Origin of the sequence: Kytococcus sedentarius, from assembly GCF_041937525.1 — a bacterium.
Taxonomy (GTDB): Bacteria; Actinomycetota; Actinomycetes; order Actinomycetales; family Dermatophilaceae; genus Kytococcus; species Kytococcus sedentarius_A.
Genome location: NZ_CP169391.1, coordinates 2511154 through 2534845, shown reverse-complemented (window position 1 = coordinate 2534845; position 23692 = coordinate 2511154). Strand labels below are relative to the sequence as shown.

The 23692-nt window shown below is 70.6% G+C and carries 25 protein-coding genes, 3 tRNA genes and 2 pseudogenes; 13 read left to right on the top strand and 17 right to left on the bottom strand.

What is annotated here, in order from left to right; translation table 11 throughout:
* Positions 1–4 precede the first annotated feature (4 nt).
* The 3 genes from ACEY2A_RS11980 to ACEY2A_RS11970 all read right to left on the bottom strand — a co-directional run bounded on the left by ACEY2A_RS11980 (position 5) and on the right by ACEY2A_RS11970 (position 2059).
* The gene (locus ACEY2A_RS11980; protein ID WP_374928805.1) at positions 5–1087 is read right to left on the bottom strand and encodes a PQQ-dependent sugar dehydrogenase; all 1083 of its coding nucleotides are present in this window, start codon (positions 1085–1087) and stop codon (positions 5–7) included.
* Positions 1088–1093: 6 nt separating this feature from the next.
* A complete protein-coding gene (locus ACEY2A_RS11975; RefSeq protein ID WP_374928804.1) occupies positions 1094–1516 on the bottom strand; it encodes a cupin domain-containing protein in 423 nt (140 codons plus the stop codon).
* A gap of 84 nt (positions 1517–1600) precedes the next feature.
* On the bottom strand, positions 1601–2059 hold the full coding sequence (locus ACEY2A_RS11970) for a GNAT family N-acetyltransferase (protein WP_374928803.1): 459 nt from the start codon (positions 2057–2059) through the stop codon (positions 1601–1603).
* A gap of 68 nt (positions 2060–2127) precedes the next feature.
* On the opposite strand from ACEY2A_RS11970, the gene ACEY2A_RS11965 reads away from it, so the two are divergent.
* The 5 genes from ACEY2A_RS11965 (at position 2128) to ACEY2A_RS11945 (ending at position 4375) form a co-directional block, all read left to right on the top strand.
* A complete protein-coding gene (locus ACEY2A_RS11965; RefSeq protein WP_374928802.1) occupies positions 2128–3210 on the top strand; it encodes a PHP domain-containing protein in 1083 nt (360 codons plus the stop codon).
* Positions 3211–3250: 40 nt separating this feature from the next.
* Positions 3251–3323 (top strand) — tRNA-Glu (locus ACEY2A_RS11960).
* A 147-nt stretch (positions 3324–3470) separates the two neighbouring features.
* Positions 3471–3544, top strand: a tRNA-Asp gene (locus ACEY2A_RS11955).
* A gap of 29 nt (positions 3545–3573) precedes the next feature.
* Positions 3574–3646: transfer RNA gene (locus ACEY2A_RS11950), tRNA-Phe, on the top strand.
* 117 nt (positions 3647–3763) lie between these two features.
* Positions 3764–4375 (top strand): DedA family protein, encoded by a 612-nt coding sequence (locus tag ACEY2A_RS11945; RefSeq protein ID WP_374928801.1) that lies wholly within the window; start codon positions 3764–3766, stop codon positions 4373–4375.
* Between the two features lie 9 nt (positions 4376–4384).
* Here the strand turns inward: ACEY2A_RS11945 and ACEY2A_RS11940 are convergent, their stop codons facing one another.
* Positions 4385–6316 (bottom strand): chorismate-binding protein, encoded by a 1932-nt coding sequence (locus ACEY2A_RS11940; RefSeq protein WP_374928800.1) that lies wholly within the window; start codon positions 6314–6316, stop codon positions 4385–4387.
* A gap of 1 nt (position 6317) precedes the next feature.
* Positions 6318–6641 (bottom strand): acetolactate synthase small subunit, encoded by a 324-nt coding sequence (gene ilvN, locus ACEY2A_RS11935; protein ID WP_374928799.1) that lies wholly within the window; start codon positions 6639–6641, stop codon positions 6318–6320.
* A gap of 177 nt (positions 6642–6818) precedes the next feature.
* Here ilvN and lpdA point away from each other — a divergent pair, with 177 nt between their 5' ends.
* Positions 6819–8213 carry a dihydrolipoyl dehydrogenase gene (lpdA, locus tag ACEY2A_RS11930; protein ID WP_374928798.1) on the top strand — a complete coding sequence of 465 codons (1395 nt, stop codon included), beginning with the start codon at positions 6819–6821 and terminating at the stop codon, positions 8211–8213.
* A gap of 102 nt (positions 8214–8315) precedes the next feature.
* Here the strand turns inward: lpdA and ACEY2A_RS11925 are convergent, their stop codons facing one another.
* From ACEY2A_RS11925 to fabG, 5 genes and pseudogenes are all read right to left on the bottom strand, one after another.
* Complete coding sequence (locus ACEY2A_RS11925; RefSeq protein ID WP_374928797.1) at positions 8316–9497, bottom strand: acyl-CoA dehydrogenase family protein; 1182 nt, start codon at positions 9495–9497, stop codon at positions 8316–8318.
* Positions 9497–9763 (bottom strand): hypothetical protein, encoded by a 267-nt coding sequence (locus ACEY2A_RS11920; RefSeq protein ID WP_374930001.1) that lies wholly within the window; start codon positions 9761–9763, stop codon positions 9497–9499. The genes ACEY2A_RS11925 and ACEY2A_RS11920 overlap by 1 nt, the downstream gene beginning before the upstream one ends.
* Positions 9764–9985: 222 nt before the next feature.
* Positions 9986–11001 (bottom strand): annotated as a pseudogene (locus ACEY2A_RS11915) (AMP-binding protein); the annotation flags it as partial.
* Positions 11002–11027: 26 nt separating this feature from the next.
* The gene (locus ACEY2A_RS11910; protein WP_374928796.1) at positions 11028–11492 is read right to left on the bottom strand and encodes a MaoC family dehydratase; all 465 of its coding nucleotides are present in this window, start codon (positions 11490–11492) and stop codon (positions 11028–11030) included.
* Positions 11489–12274, bottom strand: a complete 786-nt coding sequence (gene fabG / locus ACEY2A_RS11905; RefSeq protein WP_374928795.1) for a 3-oxoacyl-ACP reductase FabG — start codon at positions 12272–12274, stop codon at positions 11489–11491. The genes ACEY2A_RS11910 and fabG overlap by 4 nt, the downstream gene beginning before the upstream one ends.
* A gap of 78 nt (positions 12275–12352) precedes the next feature.
* Here fabG and ACEY2A_RS11900 point away from each other — a divergent pair, with 78 nt between their 5' ends.
* Positions 12353–12925, top strand: a complete 573-nt coding sequence (locus ACEY2A_RS11900) for a TetR/AcrR family transcriptional regulator (protein WP_374930000.1) — start codon at positions 12353–12355, stop codon at positions 12923–12925.
* Between the two features lie 103 nt (positions 12926–13028).
* Here ACEY2A_RS11900 and ACEY2A_RS11895 read toward each other — a convergent pair whose 3' ends face one another.
* A complete protein-coding gene (locus ACEY2A_RS11895) occupies positions 13029–13151 on the bottom strand; it encodes a hypothetical protein (RefSeq protein ID WP_374928794.1) in 123 nt (40 codons plus the stop codon).
* Positions 13152–13352: 201 nt separating this feature from the next.
* Here ACEY2A_RS11895 and ACEY2A_RS11890 point away from each other — a divergent pair.
* Positions 13353–14521 (top strand): annotated as a pseudogene (locus tag ACEY2A_RS11890) (IS3 family transposase).
* A gap of 40 nt (positions 14522–14561) precedes the next feature.
* Here ACEY2A_RS11890 and ACEY2A_RS11885 read toward each other — a convergent pair.
* Positions 14562–15086, bottom strand: a complete 525-nt coding sequence (locus ACEY2A_RS11885; RefSeq protein ID WP_374928793.1) for a hypothetical protein — start codon at positions 15084–15086, stop codon at positions 14562–14564.
* 336 nt (positions 15087–15422) lie between these two features.
* On the opposite strand from ACEY2A_RS11885, the gene ACEY2A_RS11880 reads away from it, so the two are divergent.
* On the top strand, positions 15423–16688 hold the full coding sequence (locus ACEY2A_RS11880; RefSeq protein WP_374928792.1) for a carboxylate--amine ligase: 1266 nt from the start codon (positions 15423–15425) through the stop codon (positions 16686–16688).
* A gap of 56 nt (positions 16689–16744) precedes the next feature.
* Here ACEY2A_RS11880 and ACEY2A_RS11875 read toward each other — a convergent pair whose 3' ends face one another.
* Positions 16745–17377, bottom strand: coding sequence for an IMPACT family protein (locus tag ACEY2A_RS11875; protein WP_374928791.1), 633 nt, complete (start codon positions 17375–17377; stop codon positions 16745–16747).
* A gap of 89 nt (positions 17378–17466) precedes the next feature.
* Between ACEY2A_RS11875 and ACEY2A_RS11870 the strand changes: the two genes are divergently transcribed.
* From ACEY2A_RS11870 to ACEY2A_RS11860, 3 genes are all read left to right on the top strand, one after another.
* Positions 17467–18150, top strand: coding sequence for a copper resistance protein CopC (locus ACEY2A_RS11870; RefSeq protein WP_374928790.1), 684 nt, complete (start codon positions 17467–17469; stop codon positions 18148–18150).
* Positions 18151–18233: 83 nt separating this feature from the next.
* Complete coding sequence (locus ACEY2A_RS11865; RefSeq protein WP_374928789.1) at positions 18234–18449, top strand: hypothetical protein; 216 nt, start codon at positions 18234–18236, stop codon at positions 18447–18449.
* 208 nt (positions 18450–18657) lie between these two features.
* Complete coding sequence (locus tag ACEY2A_RS11860) at positions 18658–18852, top strand: DUF3073 domain-containing protein (RefSeq protein ID WP_374928788.1); 195 nt, start codon at positions 18658–18660, stop codon at positions 18850–18852.
* A 58-nt stretch (positions 18853–18910) separates the two neighbouring features.
* Here the strand turns inward: ACEY2A_RS11860 and purM are convergent, their stop codons facing one another.
* Positions 18911–20038: a phosphoribosylformylglycinamidine cyclo-ligase gene (purM, locus tag ACEY2A_RS11855; RefSeq protein ID WP_374928787.1), complete on the bottom strand. Its 1128-nt coding sequence runs from the start codon at positions 20036–20038 to the stop codon at positions 18911–18913.
* A gap of 67 nt (positions 20039–20105) precedes the next feature.
* Entirely contained in the window at positions 20106–21653 is a 1548-nt protein-coding gene (gene purF, locus ACEY2A_RS11850) for an amidophosphoribosyltransferase (RefSeq protein WP_374928786.1), read from the bottom strand.
* 97 nt (positions 21654–21750) lie between these two features.
* Here purF and ACEY2A_RS11845 point away from each other — a divergent pair, with 97 nt between their 5' ends.
* Positions 21751–22038, top strand: a complete 288-nt coding sequence (locus tag ACEY2A_RS11845) for a hypothetical protein (RefSeq protein ID WP_374928785.1) — start codon at positions 21751–21753, stop codon at positions 22036–22038.
* Between the two features lie 7 nt (positions 22039–22045).
* On the opposite strand, the gene ACEY2A_RS11840 is transcribed toward ACEY2A_RS11845, so the two are convergent.
* The gene (locus ACEY2A_RS11840) at positions 22046–22435 is read right to left on the bottom strand and encodes a sterol carrier family protein (RefSeq protein WP_374928784.1); all 390 of its coding nucleotides are present in this window, start codon (positions 22433–22435) and stop codon (positions 22046–22048) included.
* A 1-nt stretch (position 22436) separates the two neighbouring features.
* The gene (locus ACEY2A_RS11835) at positions 22437–23666 is read right to left on the bottom strand and encodes an arginine deiminase (RefSeq protein WP_374928783.1); all 1230 of its coding nucleotides are present in this window, start codon (positions 23664–23666) and stop codon (positions 22437–22439) included.
* Positions 23667–23692 lie beyond the last annotated feature (26 nt).

Sequence of the window (23692 nt, the reverse complement as noted above, 5' to 3'; positions counted from 1 at the left end):
GGGCTCAGCCCCCGGGCAGGTCGACCTCCACGATGCGGTCGTCCCCGTCCCGGGGGCTGCCGCGTCCGTCAGTGTTGTTCGTGACCGCCCAGAGCCCGCCGTCCGGCGTGGTGACCACGTCCCGCAGGCGCCCCACCCCCTCGAGCACCACCCGGGACGCACCCGGGTCGTCCAGCGGCACGGCCCGCAGCGACTCACCCCGCAGGCCCGCCATGAACACCTGCCCGTCGACGACAGCAATGCCGCTGGGGCTGGACTCGGCGGGCTCGAACTGGGCGATCGGGTCGGTGAACCCCTCGTCCCCGGACTCGTCACTGGTGCCCTCGACCTCGGGCCACCCGTAGTTCGCCCCGGGCTCGATGCGGTTCAGCTCGTCCCAGGTGCTCTGGCCGAACTCGCTGGCGTACATGGTCCCGTCCTCGGCCCACCCGATGCCCTGCACGTTGCGGTGCCCCAGGCTCCACACCAGCGAGCCCTCGACGGGGTTGTCCTGCGGCACCTCGCCGTCCGGGGTCATGCGCAGGATCTTGCCCCCGAGTGACTCCGGCTCCTGGGCCACGGAGGACTCCCCGCCGTCCCCGGTGGTGGCGTAGAGCATGCCGTCCGGGCCGAACGCCAGCCGCCCGCCGTTGTGGATGCCCCCGGACGGGATGCCCTCCAGGACCACCTCGGGGTCCTGCAGCGCCAACGACCCGGGCTCCCCGACCAGCGCGAAGCGCTGGATGCGATTGCCCTCGGCGCTGGTGGAGTAGGTGTAGAGCTGGTCGTCGTCCACGGCCAGTCCCAGCAGGCCACCCTCCCCTGCCGCATCGACCCCCTCCACCGTTCCCACCACCCGGGTGGACCCGTCCTCGAGCAGCTCCAGCACCTGCCCGTCGTCCCGGGTGCTCACCAGGGCCGTCTCCCCGGTGAAGGCCACCGACCACGGCGCCTGCAGCCCCGTGGCCACCTCCCGCGGCCCGTTGGCGGTGGGCGACGCCTCGTCCGGACCGTCCGCCGCATCGGAACAGCCCGTCAGGGCGAGCAGACACACCACCGCCCCGGCACGCGCCATCGCTCGACGAGAGGCGGCCGGGGCGGTGTCCACGTCAGCTCAGTGCTGCTCGTTGGGGTCGTTGTCCGCGTCGTCCTTCGTGGGGTGCAGCGTGCCCTTCACGTGGTCCGGCGGACCGTACAGGGAGTACAGCTTCAGCGGCTCGTCACCGGTGTTGGTGAAGTTGTGCCACTGCCCGGCTGGCACGATGGCCACCCAGTCGTCACCGATGGTCTCGTCGAAGGACAGGTCATCCTTCGAGGGGCCCATCTGGGCGCGTGCCTGGCCCTGCTCCACGCGGATGAACTGGTCGTGGTCGTCGTGCATCTCCAGACCCACCTCGCCACCGGGCGGGATGGTCATCACGGTCATCTGGAGGAACTCACCGGTCCACAGGGTGGCCCGGAAGTTCTCGTTGGCCAGCGTGGCCTCCTCGATGTTCACCGTGTAGGGCTTCGGTCCGTGGTCGCTCAGGTCTGCCATGGTGCGTCCTCACTCCTCGTGACTGCTCGGTGACGTGGTCGGCTCCATGATGCCGGGCCGGCCCGACAACCTCACCCCGGGGCCTCAGGCGCTGCCGTCTCCACCGGCCGGGCGCCGCATGGGTGTGTGGGGGATCCCGTCGATGACGAGCTCTGCACCGGCCGGCGTGAAACCGAAGCGCTCGTACCAGCCCACCAGGTGGGACTGCCCCTCCAGCTCGATCTCCCGCTGCCCGTGCTGCTCCAGGACCCACCGCATCAGATCGCCCGCCAGGCCGGCGCCGCGGTGGCCCGGTGCCGTCACCACGCGGCCCACCACCAGCGCGCCCTCCGGCCCGTGGGGGTCCAGCAACCGCAGCGTGCAGGCCAGCTCTCCCTCGCGGGTGGCCCACACATGGGTGGTGCTGGGCAGGAGGTCCAGCCCGTCGACCTCCGGGTAGGGGCACTCCTGTTCCACCACGAACACGTCCACGCGCAGTCTCAACAGGTCGTGGAGCTCGGAGGCGGTGACCTGGGGCCCGGGTCGCGAGATGACGTCAACCATCCCGCCATCGTCCCCCACCCCCTCCAGCGACCGGGCGGGTGGGTGTGATCGCGGCTACCCTCGATGGGGTGAGCCCCCCACCCGAGGTCCCCTCCCCCGCCGAGGCCCGCGAGCACGCGCTCGCGGCCCTGCGCGAGGTGGCCTACCTGTACGAGCGCGCCCGGGAGTCCTCACACCGCATCCAGGCCTACCGACGCGCGGCGGAGACGGTGGAGGCCCTGGACGACGACGAGTTCGCCGACCACGTGGCCGCCAACTCCTGGCAGTCCCTGGAGGGCATCGGGTCGTCCACCGCCGGGGTGCTGCGTGAGGCGGTCGCCGGTGAGGTCCCGGCCAAGGTCACCAAGGCCCGGCGCGACCACGGCGGGCCGCTGCTGGAGATGACCGCCGAGGGCGAGGAGCTGCTGCACCGGCTGCGCGGCGACCTGCACAGCCACACCACGGACAGCGACGGGGGATCCCCGCTGGTGGACATGGCGCGCACTGCCGACGACCTGGGCCGGGAGTACCTCGCCGTCACCGACCACTCCCCCCGACTGCGGGTGGCCAACGGCCTGTCCGCCGAGCGGCTCGTGGCCCAACGCGACACCGTGGCGGCAGTGCGGGAGCGGATGGAGGACGAGGGCCGGTCGATCGAGCTGCTCCACGGCATCGAGGTGGACATCCTGGACGACGGCGCGCTGGACCAGCGCGACGACCTGCTGGCCGCCCTCGACGTGCGGGTGGCCAGCGTCCACTCGAAGCTGCGCATGCCGGCCGCGAAGATGACGCCGCGCATGCTCGCAGCGGTGGAGAACCCCTTCACGACGGTGCTCGGGCACTGCACCGGCCAGCTGGTGACCGGCTCCCGCGGCACCCGCCCCCCGAGCGAGTTCGACGCCCGTGCCGTGTTCGAGGCCTGCGCGGAGCACCAGGTGGCCGTGGAGATCAACGCCCGCCCCGAGCGCAGCGACCCACCGGACGACCTGCTCTCGCTCGCCCTGGAGACGGGGTGCCTGTTCAGCATCGACAGTGACGCCCACGCCCCCGGCCAGCTGGACCTGCTCCGTTTCGGTGCCCAGCGCGCCGCCGATGCGGGGATCCCGCCCGAACGCATCGTCACCACCTGGCCGGTGGAGGAGCTCCGCACCTGGGCGGCCCGTCGTCTCTGAGGTGCGTACACTGTGCGCGTCCTGCCCACAGGGAGGACGGGTCCCCATCGTCTAGCGGCCTAGGACCCCGGCCTTTCACGCCGGTAACGCGGGTTCGAATCCCGTTGGGGATGCAACGGTCGCGCACCCGTCCGAGGCGCCCGACCGCTGGGCGCCGAACCACCCGATGGGTTGAAACCCGCACCAGACCGCCGATTTGGCGGGGCGCCCTGTTGTGCGTATGATTCCCCAGTCGCACGGCAACAACGGTGCGAGTGCAAGGCCTCGTGGCGCAGTTGGTTAGCGCGCCGCCCTGTCACGGCGGAGGTCGCGGGTTCGAGTCCCGTCGAGGTCGCAGGAACGATGATCGTCGATCGTCGCCCTGGCCAGATAGCTCAGTTGGTAGAGCGTTCGACTGAAAATCGAAAGGTCGGCGGTTCGACCCCGCCTCTGGCCACAGCCACCATCGCGAGGAACGCCGCCCAGTCACCCACTGGGCGGCGTTCCTGCATGTGAGGCCCTCCTCACCCGGTTTCTGGTCTGGGTTCCCGCACCACCCACCTACCCTGTGCGCATGGAGAATCTCAACGAGTGGATCACCTCGGTCATCGAGGCCCTGGGCGGCCCGGGATTGGCCCTGATGATGCTGCTCGAGACCGTCTTCCCCCCGATCCCCAGTGAGCTGGTGCTGCCGCTTGCCGGCTTCACCATCGGGCAGGGCCGGATGGGGTGGGTCGAGGTGATGCTGTGGGCCACTGCCGGTTCGGTCGCCGGAGCCGTGTTCCTCTACGCCGTCGCACGGGCCTTCGGGCGCGAACGCACCATCCGCTGGATGGCCAAGCTGCCGCTGGTGGAGGAGACCGATGGTGACGCCGCCCACCGATGGTTCGACAAGTACGGCAAAGTGGCCGTGCTCACTGGTCGATGCGTCCCGGGGGTGCGCAGCCTGATCTCCATCCCGGCGGGCACCTCGCAGATGCCCTTCGGGATGTTCTTCCTCTACACGCTGCTGGGGTCGACCGTGTGGAACACGCTCCTGGTGACCCTTGGCTACGTGCTGGGCGCCAACTGGCACGCCGTCGAGGGTGTCGTCAGCATCATCAGCAAGGTCGTCCTCGCCCTGCTCGTGCTGGGCGTGCTGCTGTTCGTCTACAAGCGGGTGCGTTCCCGCCGCGCGGCGCGCTGAAGCACACCCTCATGCGCCCAGGGCGTGGCGCACCATCTCCCGGAGCACCGGCAGCCCGTCCGCCGAGAGCACGGACTCGGCGTGTCCCTGGATGGTCGCGACTCCCGGCCCCCGCAGGCCGCGCACTGCGCCGGTGCCGGCTTCGGCCGTGACCTCCAGTGGCCGACCGGCCAGGTCCACCCGGCCGGAGGACGGCCCCCGCGCGACGAACGTGTTGTAGAAGCCGATGCGGGCCGGTGTACCGAACCAGTCCACCTCCAGCTGCACTCCCTGGTGCGGCTCCTCCAGCCGGTCGATCCTCAGGCCCGCGAGGTGAGCCAGGACCTGGTGGCTCAGGCACACCGCGACCAGCGGGCGGCCGTCGGCCAGTCGCGCCGTGACCAGCTCGCGGAGCCGCGCGATGCGGGGTGAGCTGTCGTCCGTGGGGTCCCCCGGGCCGGGGCCGCTGAGCACGAGGTCCGGGGAGGAGGGACCGGTCACGTCCTCGACCGTCACCTCGTTCCACCGTGCCACCCGACCGACCATGCCCAGGTGACGCAGCTGGTGCACCAGCATCTGCGTCCAGGCGTCCTCGGCGTCCACCACGAGCACCGAGGCACCGGCCACCCCCTCCAGGTGGGTGGGTGCCTGCGGGGCCAGCCAGAACGGGGAGAGCCGCTCGTTGCGGGCCGCGAGCGCTTCAGCGACGCCCGGCAGCGCGGAGAGATCGGGGGCGGTGGCCGGGCCGCGCCGGGGACGCAACCCCATCGCAGCCAACATGCCAGTGGCCTTCACTGCGGTCTCGGCCACCTCTGCCTCCGGCGAGCTGTGGCGCACCAGGGTGGCGCCGGCCGAGACGCTCACGGTGCCGTCGTGGGGCAGCTGTGCGGTGCGGATGACGATGGGGGCGTCCAGCCGCTCACGACCGTGCTCGTCCCGGTCGAGCAGGGCCAGCACGCCGGAGTAGTACCCACGCCCGGTGGGCTCGTGGCGGTGGATCACGGCGCACGCGTTCTCCATGGGCGAGCCGGTGACGGTGGGGGCGAACATGGTCTCGCGCAGCACGTCGCGCGGGTCCAGCTCCGTGCGACCGTCCAGGAGGTACTCGGTGTGGGTGAGGTGCGCCATCTGCTTGAGGTGGGGACCCGTCATCCGGCCCCCGCTGGAGCAGACGCGGGCCATCATCTTCATCTCCTCGTCCACCACCATGAAGAGCTCCTCCGTCTCCTTGGTGTCCTCGAGGAAGCGGCGGAACGCTGCCACCAGCTCCTGGGGGGAGTCGTGCTCGCCGTGGCGGAAGGTCCCCGAGATGGGGTTCATCAGGGCGCGCCCCCCTGCCACGCCCACGTGGCGCTCCGGCGAGGCCCCCACCAGCGTGTGCCCCGGGGTGTGCACCACAAAGGTCCAGTGCGCACCGGACTCCCCCTCCAGCAGGGCGCGGAACCAGCCCAGGGCAGCCGTGGCGGGGGGCGCGTCCACATCGGCGACCACGTCGCGGCGCAGCACGAAGTTGGCCCCTTCACCCCGGCCGATCTCCTCGGTGATGACGCGGCGCACCATCGCGGCGTAGTCGACGTCCGAGACGCTCATGCGCTCGTTGAGGACCTGAGGGGCCTGGGGCAGCAGCTCGGCCAGCGTGGCCGTGACCACGGCGGTGTCCAGGCGGGCGGCGTGCTGGGCCACCAGCACCCGCAGCGGGGCACCGTCGTCGTGGGCCGCGAAGCCGCGTTCGACCACCTGCCGGTAGGGAACCATCGTGAGCACGGGGAGTTCTCCCGGGGCCGGGATGTCCGCCAGGCGCTCGATGTCGTGCACCGGCCCCTGGAGGAGCAGGACCACGCCGGGGTCGTCGGCACGCTGCACGAGCGCGAACGGCTCGGCACCCTCACCGGTGAGGGCGGCGAGCCGTTCGCGGGCCTCCTGCGGGTCGGTCAGCTGCGGGAAGACGCGGGGGCCACCCACCTCAGAAGGCGCGCTGCGTGAGCGAACCCACCGTGCGGGGCGCCCGGTCGGCCGTCGACTGCAGCTCGTGGACCACGGCGTCCACGTCGTCGATCGCCTCGACGGCCACGACGTGGGACACCTGCTCCACGTGCGTGATCAGGTCCTCGACGTCGAACTGGTCGTGGGCACGCACGACGATGGTCATGTGCGAGACGCCCTTCTGGAGGGTGGGGGCGGCCGCGAGGTACTGGATGTTGGCATCACGGGTGGCGAACAGGCCGCAGACCTTGGTGAGCACACCGGGGTGGTTCTCGGCGGTGACGGACAGTGCGTGGCGCTCCATGGGAACCTCCGGGGGTCGAGGGGTCCCGCCGGACCGGCGGGACCTCAGTCAACCACCCGCGCCACGCCGCGAGAACCCGCACCCCGCGGACAGTGACGGAGTTCACGGCCCGGCACCGACCTCGCGCCGTCGGGGGACGTGAGGGCACCGGTGGACAGGAGTTGCCATACTGGCCCCATGGCCGATCACTATGACGTCGTTGTCCTTGGCGCGGGCCCCGGTGGCTACGTCGCCGCCATTCGCGCAGCCCAGCTCGGCAAGAAGGTTGCCGTCATCGAGAAGAAGTACTGGGGCGGTGTCTGCCTGAACGTCGGCTGCATCCCCTCCAAGGCGCTCCTGCGCAACGCGGAGCTCGCGTACACGCTCACCAAGGAGAAGAAGACCTTCGGCATCGAGGGCGACGCCACCATGTCCTACGGGCCCACCCATGCGCGCAGCCGCAAGGTGTCCGAGGGCATCGTCAAGGGTGTCCACTTCCTCATGAAGAAGAACAAGATCACCGAGATCGACGGATGGGGCACCATCCAGTCCGACTCGACCGTGTCGGTGGACCTCAACGACGGCGAGACCCAGGAGGTCACCTACGACCACCTCATCATCGCCACCGGTGCCACCACGCGCATGATCCCCGGGGTCGAGCTCAGCGAGAACGTGGTGACCTACGAGGAGCAGATCCTCGACGAGGAGCTGCCCGAGTCGATCATCATCGCCGGCTCCGGCGCCATCGGCGTGGAGTTCGCCTACGTGATGGCCAACTTCGGCGTGAAGGTCACCATCGTGGAGTTCCTCGACCGCATGGTCCCGACCGAGGACGAGGAGATCTCCAAGGAGCTCCTCAAGCACTACAAGAAGCTGGGCGTGGACGTGAAGCTCTCCACCAAGGTGGAGAAGGTGGAGGACACCGGCTCCGGTGTGAAGGTCACCGTGAGCAAGGACGACTCCGAGGAGGTCCTCGAGGCCGACCGCCTGCTCTCGGCGATCGGGTTCGCCCCCCGCATCGAGGGCTACGGTCTGGAGAACGTGGACGTCGAGACCACCGAGCGTGGCGCCATCGAGGTCGACGAGTGGGGCCGGACCGCCGTGGAGAACATCTACGCCATCGGTGACGTCACCGGAAAGCTCATGCTGGCGCACACGGCCGAGGCCATGGGCGTGGTCGCCTCCGAGCGCATCGCCGGGGCCGACACCATGCCGGTGGAGTTCGACTTCATTCCGCGCGCCACCTACTGCCAGCCGCAGATCGCGTCGTTCGGCTACTCCGAGGCCCAGGCCAAGGAGAAGGGCTACGACGTGAAGGTCTCCAAGTTCCCCTTCTCGGCCAACGGCAAGGCCATGGGCTTCGGCGACTCCCGCGGTTTCGTCAAGGTGGTGGCCGACGCCGAGCACAACGAGATCATCGGCGCCCACATGATCGGCCCGGAGGTCACCGAGCTGCTGCCGGTGCTGACCCTGGCCCAGAAGTGGGACCTGACCGCCGACGAGGTGGCTCGCAACGTCTTCGCCCACCCGACGCTCTCGGAGTCGGTGAAGGAGGCCGTCGAGGGCATCGCCGGCCACATGATCAATCTCTGAGCCCCCGCTCACAGCACGACGCCCCGTCCACCAGCAGGTGGGCGGGGCGTCGTCGTCGATGGGGTGAGCCCACCGGCGGGCTGGGGGGCCGACCGCGTCCGCTCAGCGCAGGTGGCCGCCGACGGAGGCGTGACCCTTGAGCAGGTTGCGGGCGATGGTGCGACGCTGGATCTCGTCGGTGCCCTCGTAGATGCGCAGCAGCCGCAGCTCGCGGTACCAGCGCTCGATGGGCAGCTCGCGGGTGTAGCCCATGCCGCCGTGCACCTGCAGCATGCGGTCGACGACCTCGTTGCACCGCACTCCGCCGTACAGCTTGGCCATGGACTGGGCGTGGCGGGAGTCCATGCCCTGGTCGGCCTGCCAGGCGGCCGAGAGCACGAGCCAGCGCAGCGCCTCGATCTCCACGGCGGAGTCGGCGATCATCCACTGGATGGCCTGCCGGTCGGCGATGGGCTGGCCGAAGGTCACCCGGTTGCGGGCGTGCTCCATGCCCATCTCCACCAGGCGCTCACAGCCACCCAGCGCGCGGGCCGGCAGGAGGTAGCGGCCACGGCCGATCCACTGCATCGCCAGGGCGAAGCCACGCCCCTCCTCACCGAGGATCGACGAGTGGGGCACGCGCACCCCCTCGAAGATCAGCGAGGCCGGGCCCCACTGCCCCATCGTGTCGATGTACTCCGAGCGCCACCCGGCCTCGCGGTCCACGAGGAAGGCGGTGACGGACTCGTCGGTCTGTCCCGCCGCGTGCTTCTCCGGGTCGGTGACGGCGAAGACGATGACGAAGTCGGCCTCGTTGCCGCCGGTGATGAAGGTCTTCTCCCCATCGATCACCCAGTCGTCCCCGTCGCGGACGGCGCGGGTGCGGATGGCGCGGGCGTCCGACCCGGCGCCCGGCTCGGTGATGGCGAAGCACGACTTGCGGGTGCCCTCGATGGTGGGCACCAGGTAGTCCTGCTTCTGCTGCTCGTTGGCGTGGAAGAGGATGTTGTCGGCCTCACCGCCGAAGCTGAAGGGCACGAACGAGCGCCCGAGCTCCACGTTGACCAGGGCGGTCATCACGGCCGAGAGGGCCATGCCGCCGTACTCCTCGGGCGTCTCCAGCCCGAAGAAGCCGGCCTCACGGGCCTTGGCGCGCAGGTCCTCCAGCTCACCGGGGGCGAAGGTGGGCTCGTTCGCCCGCTCGCGACGCAGCACCTCCTGCTCCATGGGCATCACCTCGCGCTTCACGAAGGTGCGCACCCAGTCGCGGACTGCGAGCTCCTCCTCGTTCAGTGTCAGGTCCATCAGGCGTCCTCCTCGGTCTCGGCGAACTGGCTGCGCAGCTCGCGCTTCAGGATCTTCATGCTCGGGCCCATCGGCAGGGCCTCGACGATCTCCACCCGGCGCGGGTACTTGTGCTTGCCGAGCTGCTCCCGGCCGTAGGCCAGGAAGGCGTCCGGGTCGACCGTGGCCCCCTCCTCGGTGGTGGCCACGGCGAGGATCTCCTCGCCCAGCAGGTCGTCCGGCACGCCGATGACGGCCACCTGCGCCACACCGGGGAAGCGCACCATGACCTCCTCCACCTCACGGGGGTAGACGTTGAACCCGCCGCGGATGACCATGTCCTTGGTGCGGTCGACGATGCGGAGGAAGCCGTCCTCCTTGATGCCGATGTCACCGGTGCGGAACCAGCCGTCCACCACCGCCGCCGCCGTCGCCTCGGGGTCGCCCTCGTACCCGTCGAAGACGATGGGGCCGCGCACCACCACCTCGCCGCGCTCGCCCTCGGGGAGCAGCCGGATCTCGTCCAGGGTGGAGGCGTCGGCGATCTCGGCCTCGCAGCCCCAGACCGGGTGGCCCACGGTGCCCGGGCGGGTGCCGTAGACCTCCTGGTTGACCGTCGCGGTCGGGGAGGTCTCGCTGAGGCCGTAGCCCTCGTGGACGTGCCCGCCGAAGCGCTGCTCGAAGCCCTCGAGCACCGCCACCGGCAGCGAGGCACCGCCGGAGACACACAGCCGCAGCGGGCCGATCTCCGCGCTGTCGGGGGCCTTGCCGGCCTGCAGCAGGTGCACGAACATCGTGGGCACCCCGAAGAAGCCGGTGGCTCCCTCGGCGGACATGAGCGCAGGCAGGCCCGCGGTTCGAACTGCGGCAGCAGGAGCAGGGTGGCACCCACCCGCAGGGTGGTGTTCATGGCCACCTGCTGGCCGAAGACGTGGAAGAGCGGCAGCGCGCCCATGATCACGTCGTCCTGCTCGAAGCGGTTGGAGTCGAAGGCGTTGTTGAGCACGTTGAACATGAGGTTCAGGTGCGTCAGGCGGGCGCCCTTCGGCCGGCCCGTGGTGCCGCTGGTGAAGAAGATGACCGCCACGTCGCCGGGCTCGCGCACCGCGTAGGTGTCCACCTGGCCGTCGTGGCCGGTCAGCGACTCGATGGGGTGCACGCGCGCCCCGGTGGCCGCGCCGGTGGCCTGTGCCACCTCGGTCATGGCGGCGTGGTGCAGCAGCAGCTCGGCGCCGGAGGCCTGCATCAGGTAGGAGGCCTCTCGCGGACCCAGCAGGGTGGGCACGGGCACCACGGTGCCGCCGGCGGTCAACACCGCGTAGTAGGCGGTCACGAACTCCACGGTGTTGGGCGCCAGCACGCCCACCCGGGTGCCGGGCCCGACGCCCTGCTCGGCCAGCGCAGCCGCTGCCGTGCGGACGTCGTCCCACAGCTGGCCGTAGGAGACGCGCCGCTCCCCCTGCACCAGGGCGGTCTTCTCGGGCCACCGCCGCGCGGAGTGGGAGAGGATGCTGGCCACGGACATCGTGGTGGTCATCGTGTCGGTCGTGCTCATGGGACGTACACCGCCTTCATCGTGGCCACGCAGGCCGGCTTGTCGGAGTTCTCGAGCTCCACGGTCACCGTGGTGGTCACGCGGGTGCGGCCGTGCTCGTCGACCGGCGCCACCTCGGTGAGGTCGACCAGGGCGCGCACCCGGGCGGGCACCGGAACGGCCGTGGGGAAGCGCACGGAGTCGCAGCCGTAGTTGATGCCCATGCTCACCCCATCGATCCGGTAGGTGGTCGCGAGGAGAGCGGGCAGCAGCGACAGGGTGAGGAAGCCGTGGGCGATGGTGCCGCCGAAGGGGCCGGCGGCGGCGCGCTCGGGGTCGGTGTGGATCCACTGGTGGTCGCCGGTCGCCTCGGCGAACTGGTCCACGCGCTCCTGCGTGACCTCGATCCAGTCGCTGGTGCCGAGGTGCTGCCCCTCCAGGGCGCGCAGCTCGTCCAGCCCGTCGATGGTGCGGGCGCTCATGCCTTCGGCCCTCCTGCCACGTAGAGGATCTGGCCGGAGACGAAGCCGGCGTCCGGCGAGCAGAAGAAGGAGACGGCGGCTGCGACGTCCTCGGGACGGCCGGTGCGGCCCACCGGGATCTGGGCGGCGGCGCCCGCCACGAAGTCCTCGAAGGGAACGCCCACCCGCTCTGCGGTGGCGCGGGTCATGTCGCTCTCGATGAAGCCCGGCGCCACCGCGTTGCAGGTCACCCCGAAGCGCCCCAGCTCGATGGCGAGGGTCTTGGTGAGCCCCTGCATGCCGGCCTTGGCTGCGGAGTAGTTGGCCTGGCCGCGGTTCCCCAGGGCGGAGGTGGAGGACAGGTTCACGATGCGGCCCGCCCCGGCCTCGACCATGTGGGCCTGGCAGGCGCGGGTCGCCAGGAAGGCGCCGCGCAGGTGCACCGAGAGCACGGTGTCCCAGTCGTCGGCGGACATCTTGTGCACGAGGTTGTCGCGCAGCACGCCGGCGTTGTTCACCAGCACGGTGGGTGGGCCGAGCTCGGCGGCCACGCGCTCGACCGCGGTCTGCACGGAGGCCTCGTCGGCCACGTCGGCGCCCACGGCCAGGGCGCGGCCACCGGCGGCCTCCACCTGGCGGACGGTCTCGGCGCCGGCCTGCTCGTCCAGGTCCAGGACGGCCACGGCCATCCCGTCCTGCGCCAGGCGCAGGGCGACGGCCTGCCCGATGCCGCGGGCCCCTCCGGTCACCAGGGCGATGCGCCCCTCATCGGTCGGTGTCGTGCTCACGTGGCCACTCCTCATCGCGGTCGACGGTCAGCTCTGACTGTATGCTCAGGCCACACTAAGCGCTCGCTCAGCAGCAGACAAGGGGTGATCGAGATGGCGTCCGAGGCGATCCTGCAGGCGGCCACCGAGGCGTTCGCCGAGGTCGGCTTCTCCGGTACCAGCACGCGTGACATCGCCACGCGGGCCGGCATGAGCCCCGCGGCCCTGTACGCCCACTTCCGGTCCAAGGAGGAGGTGCTGCACCAGATCTCGGCGCTCGGCACCCGCCGGGTGCTCGATGGGGTGCTCGCCGCCTCCGCGGCCCGGGTCACCGCACCGGAGCGCCTGGGGGCGGTGGCGCACGAGCTGACCCTGTGGCACGCCACCTCGTGCGTGCGGGCGCGGGTGGTCAACTACGAGCTCGCGCACCTCACACCCGAGCACCTGGCCGAGGTGCGCGCCCTGCGGCGGCAGATCCACGAGGTGGTGCGCAGCATCGTGGAGGCCGGCACGCGCACCGGTGAGCTGCAGACCCAGGACGCGTCGCTCACGGCCACGGCCGTGGTGTCCATGTGCGTGGACGTGGCCCGGTGGTTCCGGCCGGACGGGGCGTGGTCCGCCGAGCAGGTCGCGGAGCACCACCAGGAGATGGCGCTGCGGATGGCGGGGGCTCAGCCGGGCGACTGACCGGCGTTCGCCTGACGCACGCTCGGGCCATCGATTGGGTGTGCACAGCACAGCGCCCCGCCCACCAGGTGGTGGACGGGGCGCCGCGACGACAGGGCTGCGGTCAGACGCAGACCCTCAGGTCGCCCAAGGCGATGAACTGCCAACCGTCAGCCGTAGGCGCCGAGTAGGACAGGGTGAAGGTGGTGAACCCACCGGCGCCGGTGGTGGTGAAGGTGTTCTTCACCGCAGAGGTCTCACTCGACTCGAGCTTCGCCGTGCGGCTGTATGTCTGATCGATGGCGGCAGACGTGCGGTTGAGGGATGTGAGGTTTCCGCTGACGGTCGTGGGCTGATCGAACGCGAGGGTGTCGGTGTATGGGACTGCTGAGGGTTTGGTTGACACCTGATCTGTGGGGACGTGGGTCCCTGCTGGAAGGATGTCGCCATGCCTGCACCTCACCCCAAGGAGTTCCGTGACGACGTGGTCGGTGTCGCCCGTCGTGGCGAGGCGTCGATCGCGCAGACGGCGAAAGACTTCGGGATCTCGGAATCAACCCTGCGCAACTGGCTCCGCCAGGCCGACATCGAGGACGGCGCCCGTCCGGGCGTGACGGTGGCCGAGTCCGAGGAGGTGCGTGCCCTGAAGCGTCGCAACCGCCTGTTGGAGCAGGAGAACGAGGTCCTACGCCGAGCAGCGGCGTACCTGTCTCAGGCGAACCTGAAGCTGGGCCAGTCCCCAAAATGACCTTCCCGCTGGTCCGTGACCTTGCCGATGACGGAATCCCCGTCACGGTGGCCTGCCGGGTGTTGAAGTTCTCCCCCCAGGCGTTCTACGCCTGGTGTGCCCACCCGGTCAGCGACCGGGATCTGGTGGATGCCTACGCGATGAACGCCGCCTATGAGATCCACGCCGATGACCCCGGTCTGGGGTATCGGTTCATCGCTGACGAACTCGCCGCGGCCGGCCATGCCCTGTCTGAGCGACGCGTGTGGAAGATCTGCCACCAGGGGCAGATCGCCTCAGCGCACTCGGTCACCCGGGGCCGGTGGAAGAAGCCCGGCCCGCCGGTCCACGACGACCTGGTCCGGCGTGAGTTCACCGCTCAGGGTCCGAACCGGTTGTGGCTGACCGACATTACCGAGCATCCCACCAGTGAGGGCACGTTGTACCTGTGCGCTGTCAAGGACGTCTGGTCCAGGCGGATCGTGGGGTACTCCATCAATGACCGGATGACCTCCCAGCTGGCCGTCGACGCCCTGGAGATGGCCATCGCCCGCCGGGGCCGCGACACCACCGCCGGGTGCGTGGTCCACGCCGACAGGGGCAGCCAGTTCCGCTCCCGCCGCTTCGTCGCGGCACTGCACCGGCACGGCCTGATCGGGTCCATGGGGCGTGTGGCCTCCTCGGCGGACAACGCTGCGATGGAATCCTTCTTCGCGCTGTTGCAGAAGAACGTCTTGAACAGCCGTCGCTGGGACACCCGGGAGCAACTGCGGCTAGCCATCTTCACGTGGATCGAGCGGGCCTACCACCGCCGGCGGCGCCAGCGAGCCCTGGGCAAGACCACCCCGACCGAGTTTGAGACCATCTACTGGCCCGCACAAGCGGCCTGAAACACCAAACCTGAAGTGTCAACCAAACCTGCAGCAGTCCCTATCGGTAGTGCGGGTCGGCCGTGGATCGGGTGAAGTCGTACACGTCCAAGGACACGGAACTCACCGGTGCCGGGAAGGTGAACTCGACCTTGGTGGTGGTGTTGTGCCCGATGTTGAGGATCAGCCCCGGAGCCTCCGCCGACACACCCGCGATGGAGAAGGGGCGGCTCAGGTCCCTGCCCGCCTGTTCCCCCTGGTACCCGACCTTCATGTTGAACGCTTCGCTGTAGAAGCCGGTCGACGCGGTGTTCGTCCTCGGGTTCACGGTGCCAGGATTGCCCGTGGCCGAGGTCTTGATAGTCACAGGGAACGGGGTGGCGCACTCCACGTCGGACGGTGTCGTCGTTCCCGTGGTGGGCGTCTCACCCAGTGCGAACTGGCTCCACTCCATCGTGTGGCAACCGGCGCAGGTCGACGCTGCGACAGCCGGGGCAGCGGTGGCCATCGCGATGGCCGGGACTGTCCAAGCAGCGCCCTTCGCGATCGCGCGACGGCTCGGCTGGTGGGCGGGGTGGGCAAGCATGAGACACCTCCACGGGCGGGGTCGAAGAACGGCTGGGCGGGGCCGAATGAACCCCACGGGGAGAACCAAGCGTTTTCCTCAACCTTTGCGCAAGTCCGTTCGTGACCCTTCATGACACCCTCAACCCGGTGCGGTGATTTCGGTGTGCGTGAGGGGCAGCCGGGCAACGGATTTGTGACCCGATGGCCGGTTGCGCCCCTGACATGTCTGGTCCGTCACACCGGGGGCGAACGACGTGACGCTCCCCCTGAGCGCGAGGCCCCCTGACGGAATCCCCCAGCCCCGGGCCGCCCAGCGCATAGGATCGCCGGAGCACCCCAGATGTCAGGAGACGACGTGCCCCAGAGCCCCGCAGCAAGCCCCGACGCCCCAGCGTTCGACCTGGTGATGGTCGGTGGCGACATCGGCGTCTACGCCCTCGCCCGCGCCTTCAACGAGCGCTACGGCACCATCCCCACGGTCGTCTCCCGCGTCGAGACCGGGCCGGTGATGCGCTCGGAGATCATCAACCACCACCTCATCGGCGAGGACAAGACCTCCGACGAGACCATCGACGAGCTGGTGCGCATCGGCAAGGAGCACCACGGCCGCCACCCGCTGGTGCTGCTGACCAACCAGGACACCATCGTCCGCATGGTGATGGAGCGGGTCGACGAGCTCTCGCCGTACTACACCATCCCCATGCCCGGGGTGGATCTGCTGGACCGCATCAGCGACAAGGTCCAGTTCGCCGAGGCCTGCGCGGAGCTGGGCATCCCCCACCCCGCCACCCAGGTGCTCGACTTCGCCGGCTCCGCAGACGACTCCTGGACCGCGCCCGCGGTGGAGAGCCCCTTCCCCGTGGTGGCCAAGCCCGCCACCACCAGCCAGTACGAGACGCTGAAGTTCGCCGGCAAGAAGAAGGTCTACTTCCTGGACACCCAGGCCGAGTACGACGACATGGTCCGCGTGCTGCGCGCGGCCGGGTTCACCGGCCAGTTCCTGGTGCAGCAGCTCATCGGCGGTGACGACACCTACATGCGCTCGGTGACCGCCTACCGTGACCGCAACGGCGAGACCACCCTGCTGTGCAGCGCCCACGTGCTGCTGGAGGAGCACTCCCCCACGGCCCTGGGCAACCCGGCGGCCATGTTCACCACCGCCCTGCCGGAGCTGTGGGACTCCGCCGTCAAGTTCCTGGACCACATGGACTACCAGGGCTTCGCCAACTTCGACGTGAAGGTCGACCCGAACGACGGCACCGGGTACTTCCTGGAGATGAACTCCCGCATCGGCCGCAACAACTACTACGTGACGGCCGCCGGCGCGAACGTCGCCGAGTTCGTGGTGACCGACGTGGTCGAGAACAGGCGCCACGCCCCGGTGCGCGTGGAGAACGAGATCCTCTACACGGTGCTGTTCAAGCCCTTCCTCATGCGCTACGTGCTGGACCCCGAGCTGCGCCGCCGCGTGAACAAGGCCGCGTCGAACGGCATCCACCACCCGCTGTGGAACCCGCGCCGGGACTCGCTGTGGCGCCAGGGCTACACGGTCGTGGCCATGCTCAACCACATCCGCAAGTTCCTGAAGTACTACCCGAAGCCCAGCTCGCACGGCTTCTGATCCCTGTTCCGATGGGGTGAGCCGCCCGCCGTGGCGGGCTCACCCCATCGAGCCGGTCAGGGGGTGTCCACCCACTGCTCCGGTCCGGGCTCCAGGACGCCCCCGCCGCTGGTGGTCGCCGCCACCAGCGCCGCGAGGGCGTCCTGCTGGTCCGGCGGCGTGGCGACGTGGAGGGTGGCGCGCTCGGCGTAGTCGGTGCCGGTGACCACGAACCCGGCGGCCCGCAGGTCGTTCTCGATGCGGCCCGCATCGGCGTGCGCGACGGCCAGGGCGTGCAGTCGCACCAGGTGGCGTTCGCGGGGTCGGGCGTCCTCCAACGCGGCGCGCACCGCATCGCCGTAGGCGCGCACCAGACCGCCGGCCCCCAGCTTGGTTCCCCCGAACCAGCGGGTCACCACGGCCGTGACGTCGCGGTAGCCGGAGCCGCGCAGCACGTCGAGCATGGGGGTGCCGGCCGTCCCGGCGGGCTCCCCGTCGTCGTTCGAGCGCTCGATGCGCCCGTCCGGGCCCAGGATGAACGCGCTGCAGTGGTGGCGCGCGTCGTGGTGGGTGCGCCGCTCGGCCTCGATGACGGCGCGGGCCGCCTCCTCGGAGTCGCTGGGGGCGATGCGGCACACGAAGCGCGAGTTCTTCTCCTCGATCTCGCCGTGGGCGTCGCGGGCGAGGGTGCGGTAGGAGGTGACGGGCATGGGGTCAGCGTAGGCGCGTCGCCCCGCGCACTTCCGCACCCCCACCAACCCCCCTCTACTACACGGGATCGCAGTTCTAGGATGGCCGCATGACCATGCATCTGGCTGCTCGCACCCGCACCCTCGCCGCCGTGGGGGTCACGGCGTTGGCCCTCCAGCACGGCGCGACCCCCGCCCTGGCTCACGACGTGCTGGAGGGCTCCGAGCCCGCGGCCGGGGAGACCCTCTCCGAGGCGCCCGAGGAGCTGGTGCTCACCTACAGCGACGAGGTGCAGAAGGTGGGCAACCGCGTCTCCGTGGCCGACGCCTCCGGAGAGGTCGTGGCCGAGGGCGAGCCCACGGCGGACGGCCCGGTCGTCACCTTCGACCTGCCCGAGCACCTCGAGGACGGCACGTACACCTCCACCTGGCGCGTGGTCTCCTCCGACGGACACCCCATCTCCGGCACCACGGACTTCACCGTGGCCGCGGACTCCGGCGGCGAGGACGGCTCGGCGGACGCCAGCTCGACCGAGGAGTCCCCCGCCGCCACGGAGTCCGACTCGGTGGCGGCCACCGAGAGCGCCTCGGGCTCGGACGAGGCCGACGCCTCCGCGGAGCCGACGGAGAGCGCCACCACCGAGGCCACCGCCTCGCCGTCCGACGACGCCGCCGACGCTCCGCAGCAGGACGACGAGGCCTCCGGCGGTATGAATGCCACCACGTGGGTGCTGTTGGGCGCGGTGGCGCTGGGCCTCCTGGTGGGGGGCGGCCTGATGCTGCGCCGTCGCTGACGGACCACCGCCCGGCCAATTGTTCTCGACCTGTGACCTTCTGACCCTGTCCTCGGGCAGGGACGCATGGAACACTGGCCGGCATGTCTGACAACGTTGTGGCGACGACCACGCACGCGGCCGCGCCCGAGTCCGCAACCCACGGGGCCGATGACGACGGCATCAAGAAGCACCGGATGAGCCCCGCGGCGCACGCCGCCCTGTTCATCGTGCTGGGCATCCTGCTGACCCTGTTCATCATCGGCATCTGGCCGCTGATGGAGGTGCTCGGCAACGACGTGGACACCTCCAAGCCCTGACCTGCACGAACGGTTCGCCGACGGGCGAGCCCAGCCACCGGGTCGGGGGTCGGTGTTGTAAACTCTGCGGCACGACATATACGAACCCCGGGGCCGCTACGCCTCGCAGGACATTCGCGTGACGCCGCACCTTTCAGGACTGTAGACGCCACGCGATTGACATGTGTAGCGCGATGCCGCTCCGCCAGACCGGTTAGGGGGTCACGCCATGGGGCGCGGCCGAGCCAAGGCAAAGCAGACCAAGGTTGCTCGGGAGTTGAAGTACTACTCCCCCGACACCGACCTGAGCGCGCTGGAGAGGGAACTGCGCGCCTCGTCGGACCGCGAGTCCTCCCGCAACGGGTACTCCGGGTCCTCTGACGAGGAGGACGACGAGGACCGCTGGACGGGCAACGACCGCTGACCAGCAGGCACCACACCGCGAACGCCCCCGACCACCGGGGGCGTTCGCGCGTTCCGGCTCAGGCGTGGTCGCCCACCAGCGCCGCGGCCCCGCCCTCGACGCCCTTGGCGCCGGTGACCCAGTCACCCGTTGCGACCCGGCCGCCCAGACCCGCCTCGGCGGACGCGTGCACCTCACCGGCCACCCAGGCGTCGATGCCGTGGCGCGCCAACAGCTCCACGGCCGTGTCCACCGCGTCGGTCGGCAGGAGCGCCACGAACCCGACCCCCTGGTTGAGGGTCTTCTCCATGTCGGCGCGCTGCACCCCTCCCCAGCGCTGCACCGCGTCGAACACCGGCGCCGGCGCCCAGGTGGACCGGTCGAGCGCCGCGAAGAGGCCCTGCGGCATCACCCGCGCCAGGTTGGCGGCCAGTCCCCCGCCGGTCACGTGGCTCAGGGCGTGCACCCGGGTGGCGCGCACGACCTCCAGCAGCGGCAGGGTGTAGATGCGCGTGGGCTCCAGCAGCTCCTCCCCCAGGGTGCGCCCGAACTCGGGCACGTGCTCCTCCAGCCCCAGGCCGGCGTGCTCGACCACGCGGCGCACCAGCGAGTAGCCGTTGGAGTGCAACCCCGAGGAGGCGATGCACAGCACCGCGTCCCCCTCGGTCACGCGCTCGGGGCCCAGCACGTCCGGGGCGTCCACGACACCCGTGGCGGCGCCTGCCAGGTCGTACTCGTCCGGCGCCATCAGCCCCGGGTGCTCCGCCGTCTCGCCACCCACCAGCGCCACCCCCGCCAGCTCGCACCCGCGGGCGATGCCGGACACGATGGCGGCGATGCGCTCGGGCTCCACCGACCCGGTGGCGATGTAGTCGGTCATGAACAGCGGCTCGGCGCCGCAGACCACGATGTCGTCCACCACCATGGCCACCAGGTCCTGCCCGATGGTGTCGTGCTGGTCCAGGGCGCGGGCGATGGCGATCTTGGTGCCCACCCCATCCGTGGAGGTGGTGAGCAGCGGCCGGGTCATGCCCTGCAGGGCGCTGGCGTCGAACAGCCCCGCGAAGCCGCCGATGCCGCCGACCACCTCGGGGCGGGTGGCGCGCGCCACGGAGGCCTTCATCAGCTCGACGGCGCGGTCACCGGCCTCGGTGTCGACACCGGCCTGCGCGTAGGTGATGCCGGGGGTGCTCTCGGGGTTGCTCATGGTGACCTTCTGCAGAGGGGACTCGGTGGGCGGGAGCGTGGCCCGGTGACCCGGGCTGCGGCGCGGGTCAGGGACGTCCGGGGTTCTGGGAGAAGTCGCGCACCTGTTGGGTGCCGACGTCGGTGGGGTCGGTGGCCCGGGCGGCACGCTCGAGCTCCAGCCACTCCTTGCCGGTACGACCGTCGGTGGGCAGCGCGATGGGGTACTCACCGGTGAAGCAGGCGGTGCAGAGCCGGTCGGCGGGCTGCTCGGAGGCCACGACGATGTCCTCGACCTCCACGTAGCCCAGCGAGTCCGCCCCGATGGAGGTGCAGATCTCCTCCACCGACATGTTGGCGGCGGCGAGCTCCGCGCGGGTGGCGAAGTCGATGCCGTAGAAGCAGGGCCACTCCACCGGCGGGGAACTGATGCGCACGTGCACCTCGGCCGCCCCGGCCTCGCGCAGCATCTTCACCAGGGCGCGCTGGGTGTTTCCGCGGACGATGGAGTCGTCGACCACCACCAGGCGCTTGCCGGCGATGACGTGCTTGAGCGGGTTGAGCTTCAACCGGATGCCCAGCTGCCGGATGGTCTGCGTGGGCGAGATGAAGGTGCGCCCCACGTAGGAGTTCTTCACCAGACCCAGCCCGTAGGGGATGCCGGACTCCTCCGCGTACCCGATGGCCGAGGGGGTGCCGGACTCGGGCACGGGCATGACCATGTCTGCCTCCACCGGGTGGCGGCGGGCCAGGGCACGGCCCATGTCCACGCGGGCGTCGTAGACCTCGCGCCCGGCGATCTTGGTGTCGGGACGGGCCAGGTAGACGTACTCGAAGATGCAGCCCTTGGGCTCGGCCGGCGCGAAGGTCCGCGACTCCAGCCCGTCGGAGTCGATGGCGATGAGCTCGCCCGGGGCGACCTCCCGCACGAAGCTGGCGCCCACGATGTCCAGGGCCGCCGTCTCCGAGGCCACCACCCACCCGCGGCTCAGGCGCCCGATCACCAGCGGACGGACGCCCTGCGGGTCGCGGGCGGCGTACAACCGGTTCTCGTCGAGGAAGACCAGCGAGAACGCACCGCGGACCGAGGGCAGGACGCGCAGGGCCCGCTCCACCACGCTGCCCTCGCCGGTGCTCAACAGCGAGGAGAGGATGGCCGTGTCGGTGGTGCTGCCCCGCCCGAGCTCGCCGGCGGCCTTGCTGACGTCGCCGTCCAGGATCTCCTTGAGCCGGTCGAGCAGCTCGGCGGAGTTGATGATGTTGCCGTTGTGCGCCAGCGCGAGGGTGCGGTCGTCCGAGCCGGCCAGGGTGGGCTGGGCGTTCTCCCAGACCGAGGCCCCGGTGGTGGAGTACCGGGTGTGCCCGATGGCCATGTACCCCTTGAGGGGGCGCAGCACCTGGTCGTCGAACACCTGGGACACCAGCCCCATGTCCTTGTAGACCCGCAGTGAGGACCCGTTCGACACCGCGATGCCGGCCGACTCCTGGCCGCGGTGCTGCAGGGCGTAGAGCCCGTAGTAGGTCAGCGTGGCGACGTCCTCGTCGGGGGCCCACACCGCGAACACCCCGCACTCGTCCTGCGGGAGCGCCTCGTCGGGGAGCAGATCATGGGACAGACGGCCATCACCTCGGGTCACGCCGCACATGGTCCCACAGGGTGGCGCACCTCACGCACGGGCCCGATGGGGGGAGGGCGCCGCCCGCAGCGTTCGGCCGGGCACGTACCGTGGAGCCGTGCAGGACAAGACCCAGGACCTCCCCCCGAAGAACACCGCCCCCGAGCCCGCCCCGGTGCACCGGGCGCCCCGCGTGCTGCCCTTCGTGCTGATCGGCACGCTGCTCGGCGTCGTGGTGGCCGGCCTGGTGACGGTGATGGGGCCGGCCTCCCCCATGTACTCCCCCGGCCGTTCCTTCGCCTTCCTCGCCGTGATGTTCGGCATCGCGGGGCTGCTGCTGGGCGGGGTGGTCTTCGCCCTCGTCGACGCCCTTGCGCTCAAGCGGCGCGAGCGCAACACCCGCTGAGGCCCCCTCAGACCAACGGCAGGTACGCGTCCAGCTCCGCACGCTGGCCGGAGGCCTGCACCGCACCGGAGCCCACCGCATCGGCCCACTCCAGGCGCCCCGTGGCCAGGGCGAGCCAGGTGCCCGCATCCATCTCCACCACGGCCGGCGGCGTGCCGCGACGGTGCGTGGAGCCCTCGACGCACTGCACCACACCCAGCGGCGGCACCCTCACCTCCACGGAGCGCCCCGGTGCCCGGGCTCCCAGCTCCTCCAGGGTGAAGCGCACCGCGGTGGCGAGCACCTGACGGTCCACCGCCCCCGCCTGCTCCCCCTCATCGTGCCCCGCCCGGGCGGCGAGCCACTGCCCCACCGCCGCGTGCCCCGCGGAGGGGTCGATGCGGCGGCGGGGCGGCACCTCAGAGCGCCTCGCGCTCGATGGGGCAGCTCATGCAGCGGGGCCCGCCGCGGCCACGGCCCAGCTCGCCACCCTCGATGGTGAGCACCTCGATGCCCTGGCTGCGCAGGTAGTCGTTGGTGACGGTGTTGCGCTCGTAGCCCACCACCACGTTCGGCTCCAGCGCCAGCACGTTGCAGCCGTCGTCCCACTGCTCGCGCTCGGCGGAACGGTCGTCCTGGTCGGCGGCCAGCACGGTGATGGAGTCCACCCCCATCGCGTCGGCGATCGCCGCGTCCAGGCGCTCGGGCTCGTTGTGGGTGACCGTCAGACCGGCCTCGGGGCCCTCGCCGTCGGCGCGGAGGGTCCAGCTCTGCATCTCCGGCAGCAGCTGGTACCGGGTGAAGGTGGTGGGGTTGAGCATGGTCATGACCGTGTCGAGGTGCATGAGCGCCCGGGCCTTCGGCATGTCCAACGCCAGCACCGTGCTGGCCTGGCCCGAACGCAGCAGGTTGCGCGCCACACGCTCCACACCCTGCGGGTTGGTGCGCTCGGACATGCCCACCATCACGGCACCGTTGCCGAGCACCAGCATGTCGCCGCCCTCGGTGGTGGCCGGACCGCTGGCCAGGCCGTCGTTCCAGTGCTCGAAGTCCGCCTCGGCGAACAGCGGGTGCCAGCGGTAGATGGCCTCGAAGTGCACCGTCTCGCGCCGGCGGGCCTTCTTGTGCATGGAGTTCACCGAGACACCGCCGAACATCCACGCGGAGGTGTCACGCGTGAACAGGTGGTTGGGCAGCGGGGCCATCACCATCTCGCCCTCACCCAGGGACGAGAGGAACAGGCTGGTGGACCGCGGCAGGCGCTCCCGGAGCTCGCTCTTGCTGAGGCCGCCCACCAGGTAGGTGGCGAGCTCCTCGTCGGACATGGCCTCGAAGACGCCGCGCAGCTCGTCGGCGGCCTGCGGACCCACCATGCGCTCGTCCAGCGAGTTGTCCAGCACGTGCTTCTTGGCGTCCGGCACGGCAAGGGTCTCGCGCAGGAGGTCGGAGAACTCGTGCACGACGACGTCGCGGTCCTCCATGACGGCGCGGAACTGGTCGTGCTCGGCCTGGGCCTTCTCGAGCCACAGCACCTCGTCGAACAGGTAGCGCTCACAGTTGGTGGGCGTCAACCGGCTCATCTCGAGCCCGGGACGGTGCACGATCACCTGCTTGAGCTTGCCCACCTCGGAGCCAACGTGGAACGGCATGGAGAGATCCTTCCTCTCCCGGGCGG

Excerpts from the sequence above, each read along its gene's own strand:
- ACEY2A_RS11975 (WP_374928804.1), bottom strand. The coding sequence starts at position 1,516 with ATGGCAGACCTGAGCGACCACGGACCGAAGCCCTACACGGTGAACATC.
- ACEY2A_RS11970 (WP_374928803.1), bottom strand. The coding sequence starts at position 2,059 with ATGGTTGACGTCATCTCGCGACCCGGGCCCCAGGTCACCGCCTCCGAG.
- ACEY2A_RS11945 (WP_374928801.1), top strand. The coding sequence starts at position 3,764 with ATGGAGAATCTCAACGAGTGGATCACCTCGGTCATCGAGGCCCTGGGC.
- ilvN (WP_374928799.1), bottom strand. The coding sequence starts at position 6,641 with ATGGAGCGCCACGCACTGTCCGTCACCGCCGAGAACCACCCCGGTGTG.
- lpdA (WP_374928798.1), top strand. The coding sequence starts at position 6,819 with ATGGCCGATCACTATGACGTCGTTGTCCTTGGCGCGGGCCCCGGTGGC.
- ACEY2A_RS11925 (WP_374928797.1), bottom strand. The coding sequence starts at position 9,497 with ATGGACCTGACACTGAACGAGGAGGAGCTCGCAGTCCGCGACTGGGTG.
- ACEY2A_RS11920 (WP_374930001.1), bottom strand. The coding sequence starts at position 9,763 with ATGGTGCGCTTCCCCGGTGTGGCGCAGGTGGCCGTCATCGGCGTGCCG.
- ACEY2A_RS11910 (WP_374928796.1), bottom strand. The coding sequence starts at position 11,492 with ATGAGCGCCCGCACCATCGACGGGCTGGACGAGCTGCGCGCCCTGGAG.
- fabG (WP_374928795.1), bottom strand. The coding sequence starts at position 12,274 with ATGAGGAGTGGCCACGTGAGCACGACACCGACCGATGAGGGGCGCATC.
- ACEY2A_RS11900 (WP_374930000.1), top strand. The coding sequence starts at position 12,353 with ATGGCGTCCGAGGCGATCCTGCAGGCGGCCACCGAGGCGTTCGCCGAG.
- ACEY2A_RS11885 (WP_374928793.1), bottom strand. The coding sequence starts at position 15,086 with ATGCTTGCCCACCCCGCCCACCAGCCGAGCCGTCGCGCGATCGCGAAG.
- ACEY2A_RS11875 (WP_374928791.1), bottom strand. The coding sequence starts at position 17,377 with ATGCCCGTCACCTCCTACCGCACCCTCGCCCGCGACGCCCACGGCGAG.
- ACEY2A_RS11870 (WP_374928790.1), top strand. The coding sequence starts at position 17,467 with ATGACCATGCATCTGGCTGCTCGCACCCGCACCCTCGCCGCCGTGGGG.
- ACEY2A_RS11865 (WP_374928789.1), top strand. The coding sequence starts at position 18,234 with ATGTCTGACAACGTTGTGGCGACGACCACGCACGCGGCCGCGCCCGAG.
- ACEY2A_RS11860 (WP_374928788.1), top strand. The coding sequence starts at position 18,658 with ATGGGGCGCGGCCGAGCCAAGGCAAAGCAGACCAAGGTTGCTCGGGAG.
- purM (WP_374928787.1), bottom strand. The coding sequence starts at position 20,038 with ATGAGCAACCCCGAGAGCACCCCCGGCATCACCTACGCGCAGGCCGGT.
- ACEY2A_RS11835 (WP_374928783.1), bottom strand. The coding sequence starts at position 23,666 with ATGCCGTTCCACGTTGGCTCCGAGGTGGGCAAGCTCAAGCAGGTGATC.